Origin of the sequence: Kamptonema formosum PCC 10802, assembly GCF_000332335.1 — a bacterium.
Classification (GTDB): Bacteria; Cyanobacteriota; Cyanobacteriia; order Cyanobacteriales; family Oscillatoriaceae; genus Oscillatoria.
Genome location: NZ_KB235949.1, coordinates 7,900 through 13,161, shown reverse-complemented (window position 1 = coordinate 13,161; position 5,262 = coordinate 7,900). Strand labels below are relative to the sequence as shown.

General features: G+C 48.4%; 4 protein-coding genes. All 4 read right to left on the bottom strand.

Annotated elements, in window-relative coordinates; all coding sequences use genetic code 11:
- Nucleotides 1-1,681 (bottom strand): vanadium-dependent haloperoxidase (locus tag OSC10802_RS42605; RefSeq protein ID WP_017720587.1); only part of this gene is annotated, 1,681 nt, incomplete at its 3' end.
- 171 nt (nucleotides 1,682-1,852) lie between these two features.
- A complete protein-coding gene (locus OSC10802_RS0130635; RefSeq protein ID WP_017720586.1) occupies nucleotides 1,853-2,500 on the bottom strand; it encodes a DUF416 family protein in 648 nt (215 codons plus the stop codon).
- Between the two features lie 159 nt (nucleotides 2,501-2,659).
- Nucleotides 2,660-4,111, bottom strand: a complete 1,452-nt coding sequence (locus OSC10802_RS0130630; protein ID WP_155968903.1) for a hypothetical protein — start codon at nucleotides 4,109-4,111, stop codon at nucleotides 2,660-2,662.
- A gap of 3 nt (nucleotides 4,112-4,114) precedes the next feature.
- A partial coding sequence (locus OSC10802_RS53455) for an RHS repeat domain-containing protein (RefSeq protein ID WP_304412235.1) occupies nucleotides 4,115-5,262 on the bottom strand: 1,148 nt, incomplete at its 5' end.

Sequence of the window (5,262 nt, the reverse complement as noted above, 5' to 3'; positions counted from 1 at the left end):
AAGACCTGCCGGCGGCTAAGCCATCTTCGTTGGCTGACAGGAAGTGAATCCCGCCATAAATCCGGCTCATACCTGCTTCGGATGCGGCATCAGAAAAACTGTCAAATTGGCGCTCAACACCTGGCAATCCAATCGAAGTTGTGGTAAAATTGAAATGGTCGCCGAAGAGTTCAGTGAGAACTGCATCAGCAGCGCCACTGAACGTACTGTGCCCGGAAACGTATTCAGGAAAGGGCGGGGTTCCTATCAGGGGGTCCCAGGTAATATCGGCTGCTGTCTGGGGGTTGCCATCGGTATCGGCTTGGTGGATGGCGGTGACCGGTCGCCAGAAATCGTAGGCGTATTTGGCGTCCCAAGCGACAATGCCGGCGTCTGCTAGGGCGATGTTCAGCAGTGCGAACATGCGGGCGTCTTCTACTAGGGTGCTGCCACTTTGCAAGGAGGCTTGTTGGGCAATTTGGTTCCAATGTCCGGGCGGGGTGTAGGTGCCGGCACCATCCGCCCAGAAGAGCGCGATTTCTGTCCCTTCTGGGGTGCGGGCGCTGCTGTTTTTTTCGCCCAATTCTTTGACTTGATTGAGTTCTCTGGTATAATCAGAACTGGTGAGGGGAGGGGGTCCGCTTGGGCGAAATTGGGAGTCGCTTGTGATGGCAAAGGGGGCGAGATTCGCCCACTGGGGGAGGAGTGCCGGTTGAAAGCCGGGAGGGGTGGGAATCCAATTTCCGGCACTGATTTGTGGGGTGTAGGGCACTTTTGTGGCGGAACCGTCCGCACTTCTGGCGGCTAAAATTTGGTCGGCTGCGATTTGCCCTATGGTGACGCCATCTGTTTCGGATTTGCTGTCGGGTATTGCGGCGAGAGAGTCGGTGAGTGCGGCGGAGAAGGTGGCGGATTGGTTGGGGTATAAATTGGTGAGAGTGCGGTGCGCTGCGGCGGCTGCGGCGGCTTCTGGATCGGCGTTTTGCGGCGCTTCTAGGTTGGCTTTGTATGGCGTGCCGGTTTTGGCGATTGCCGTGACGGCATCGTATATTGCTGTGTGGATTATTGCTAGGTTTCTTGCTGCTAATGGGGGTGCTGTTTTGTCTGTTTGGATGGCGTTTAATGCTGTCTGGTTCCAGTCGATGATGGTGTTGGTGGGATCTGCGGAAAGGAAGCGGTTGAGTTGCCGGTCGAATTTGAAGGCGGGAGAACAGCTTCGCCCTTCTGCTATGCCGTGGATTTGGAGGTGCTGTAATGCTAGATTTCGGTTGCCGGTGCAAGCTTGGTTGACATCGGGGTTGTTAGCTAGGTAGTAGTCTAAGCTGACATAAGGCGAGAAAGTGCGTCCTTCTGCTATGCCGAATGTTTGCAGGTGTTTGAGGAGTTGATCGCTGTCGAGTCCGGCCAATTCGGGGTTGCTGGCGCGATAGAAGTTTAGGTCTATTAAGGGGGAAAATTGCCGTTTTTCTGCAACGCCAAATTGTTCTAGGTGGTTGAAGAGTTGCTCGTTTGTTAAGCCCGATAGGTCTGGGTTTTTGGCGCGGTAGTAGTTGAGGTCGGCGAACGGGGAGAATTGCCGGTTTTCGGATAAGCCTTTGGTTTGGAAGTGCTGGAGTAATTGCTGGGGGGTGGTTATGCCGGCGGCGGCTAAGTCGGGGTTGCCGGTGGCGTAGAAATCGGGGTCAAATAATTGGACGGACATAGTGTTCCTGATTTACACCTGATAAAAAAAGAGCGCTAATTCTTCAATCCCCCCGCTGGCTAATGCTTCTTCTAATTAACCGGGCCATAAAAGCAATTATGAAAGCTTGAATCAAACGGTTTATCAATGGCCTTAAAAGATTGCCTCAAAGCCCGGTCTATAAAATCTGTATCAGCCTACGTCAATAAGACTTTTCCCGTCGTTGTTAAACGAGTTGCGGAGCCGTGACAAAAATTCTCTATCCAGTGTCTTGGCATTTCTCAAGTTCTCCAAGTCTTCGCGTTGCTTGGCTAGTTCTCGGAGCGTCCAAGGGTGATTTATCATCTCTTTCTCAAGCCTTTCAAATATGTCCTCAGGCAGCGGATTATCACTGAAGTAATATTCCGAATAAAGAGCTAAGTGAATTGCCCTCAAAGCACAATTCACTACGTCGATAATACAGCTCAGGGAAGGATCGAGACATGCATCTAAAGTGTAAAGAATTGCTATAGCTGCTTCTCGCGCCTCCCCGTCGTATCTGGATTCGGGGAAATCCTCAGAATTGGGCATTACATCTTCACTCTCACAATCATCTATTAATTGGCGGATTCTTGCCGCATCCACTGGTTTTCCTTGCAAAATTTGCCAAACTTCATCCAGCGCCGTCCGTAACATAGAGATATTACCCCAATTTTCCGTTCGATAAAAAGCGGCATAGTTGGGAAGCAACCTCTCACAAATAGAAGCGGCAAACGCAATTCTCTGAGGGGTTGGCAGTGCCTCTATTCCAATTTCCAAGTCATCTAATCTGAGAGGATACTCGAAAGGATTTTCAGCCATTTGATTTTTCCTTTGGATTTATTGCCGATTTTTCCTAGCCTGTCCCGGCCTTCCACTAGGTGGCTGTAGCGGACGGAGAAAAGAATCAAATACTCAATCCTATTGACAGTCATATTCAGAAGAATAACAGGTAGGCTAACCCATCAGGCTCAATCAAGTTCAGTCCAATTCAGCCGGCTCTGCATACCATTTCTGTATTTCTGAAAACCATTCATATGCTTGGCGCATGGCAGCCTCTTCTTTAGGGGAAGTATTTGTACCTCTATTATTCTGTCTAGCTTTATATCGAACCCTGTAAGCTCTAGGTAGAGTCTTCCAGTAAGTAGCCTGCCAGGGTTCTAGCACATCCCAAACCTCAGTCCCAGGGATAGGAACCTCGCTCCAGATATAGGTGCTAACGCTCAGCAGCTTTTTTATCAATTGCCGGTCGGCACTGAGTATCTCGCATTCATATTCAGGGATTTTACCAGACCTATAATCTCGGCAGACATATTTGTAATACCTGTTCCAATTAGGGGAAAACACAGCTTCCCATCGGCTCCCTCCCTCGGCACTTAAATAATAATAAGGCTGGAGTTTACCATCTAGGGTTGCTTGAATTTCCTCTAAGGTCATTGCGACATCTGAAAATTTAGTACCGTCCCGGTAAACTTCTGCCAAAATGTCTCCTTTCTGAAACAGATTGTGCGCCGCAATTAGTATGTCAGCCTGAGAAAGGTTGAAGTCTAACGCTACATCCTGTAAATTTTGGTTACAATCTCCAAAACTCTCCCAAACACGTCTAACAATAAAGTATTCGGCTTGTTGAATGGCAGTTTCATTAGCGGCTGTGTAATTGTTAGCTAGTGGGTAATCTGTGATATTTAATGGCTCTTCCTCAAATTCAGGGTCTATGTACCATTCGCTAATTTCCGAGTACCACTTCTGGGCCTGCTGATATGTCTCAAAAATATCTAGAGGCGTGTCTGGGCCAATGTGCGGAACTCTTTCTCTAGCTTGATAGCGAACTCTATAGGCTCTGGGTAGAGTCTTCCAGTAAGTCGCCTGCCAGGGTTCGATAATATCCCAAACCTCTGTACTAGGAATGTGAATAGAGTGACTGGGAAGATAGCAATCAATGCTGAGAAGCCACTCTATCAAGTGTCGATCAATAGCTACCAATTCACAATTCCATAATTCGCATTCAATACTTTTATAGTCGTCACTGTACCATTCAAAGTAGCGATTCCAGTCTGCCTGAGCTACAGCTTCCCAACGCGCTCCTCCTTGCGGTGTTAATTCATAGGAAGCTCTAAGCTTCCCGTTCAGATTAGCCTGAATTTCGTCCGGCGTCAAGATAATATTTGCAGTTCCAGCAGGGTCATTTTTGTGATGGAAAACCCTCGCTATTATATTTCCATTTTGGAATAAATTACTGGCAGCAACTGCTACAGCAGTCTGAGAAAGTGCGAATTTATAGGCAACTTCTCTCAGCCATCCGTGAGTTTTTATTGCACTTCTAAGAATACAGTATTCTGCCCTGTTCATTGTTTTTCGTAAAAATAGCGCTTTTTGACAGCCCTCTCTAACTTTTCCTGGTTTTTGTACCGGAAAAATTTCTCGCTGTTTCATTTGTTACCCTTTCCGGAATGCTCCGTTATACTCATAGTACTTCTGGCCGAAACGACCCTTGATGTTTAAAATAGCAAACCTATTTTCTAGATGGGGTTTTGGTTTTTCTTCGCAACATTCACAGCTTCCGACTGAGCCTACGCCCTTACTATTCAGCCAAGCTTGTTTTGGGTTTACATCATAATGAAACAATTGAGCTGGCTCTGGACAACAAGTTGGTCTTTTTACTCCAGATGCTTTGTTTTGTAGCTCCCCGAAATCAGCCTTCCACCAGTCTGGGTAGTCGGGCTCTAAACTATTCATTTGTTTCCTTTTCTGAGCTATCCCCCTCAAAACGTCTTTTTCATTCAAATAGATAAAGCCTTTAAATGCCATACTTGCTGACTCAATCTTTAACTGTTCGCAAGTCTTATATTCAGGATACTCATCTTTGCAGGTTTTTTTACAATCATTAGGATCTTCAGGTGAGGAGGTGGGTACAGGCGCAGGCTCTGGAGATGGACTTGGAGTGGGCCGTGGTTTTGGCCGCTGTAGTGGGGGTGGCGAGGTAGGTGCCGCCACCGGCGATGGTTCTGGATAAGGGCTGGGTGCGGGTTCCTGCGCCGGAGCGAGAATTTCCTCAAGCGCGTGGCCAATAGCTGCACCAAGAACTGCACCGCTCGTCGCTCCTGCATATCCACCACCTACGGTCCCACCACCGGGCAGAGCTAGAGTTCCACCGGCACCTCCTATTATACCACCAATTATTCCCCCTATTGCTCCACCAATCGCCGCTCCTAACGGGCCGTTCCCTGACGGATCGGTAAAGTTGACAGGACTGTTATCCACATACCGGTACAGATTGACATCCCCACCGGCAAACCCAATCGGGTCCTCACTAATAAATCTTCCTACCCCTGCATCATAATAACGCGCCCGGTAGAAAGAAAGCCCCGTCTCCTCATCCAACTCCCGCCCCGTATAACCAAAGCGGAAGTCCAAATTCGGATTCGTCTCACCCGTTACCTTCCCAAAGCTATCATACGTGAGGTGATTTTGTAAAGCCCCCGCCTCATTAACCAAATCCCGCACTGTCCCCTGATTATCTGTCAGCGCCCACAGCACCTGGCCCGAAGCACTTTCATCCGCCAAAATCTGGTCAATTACCGGCC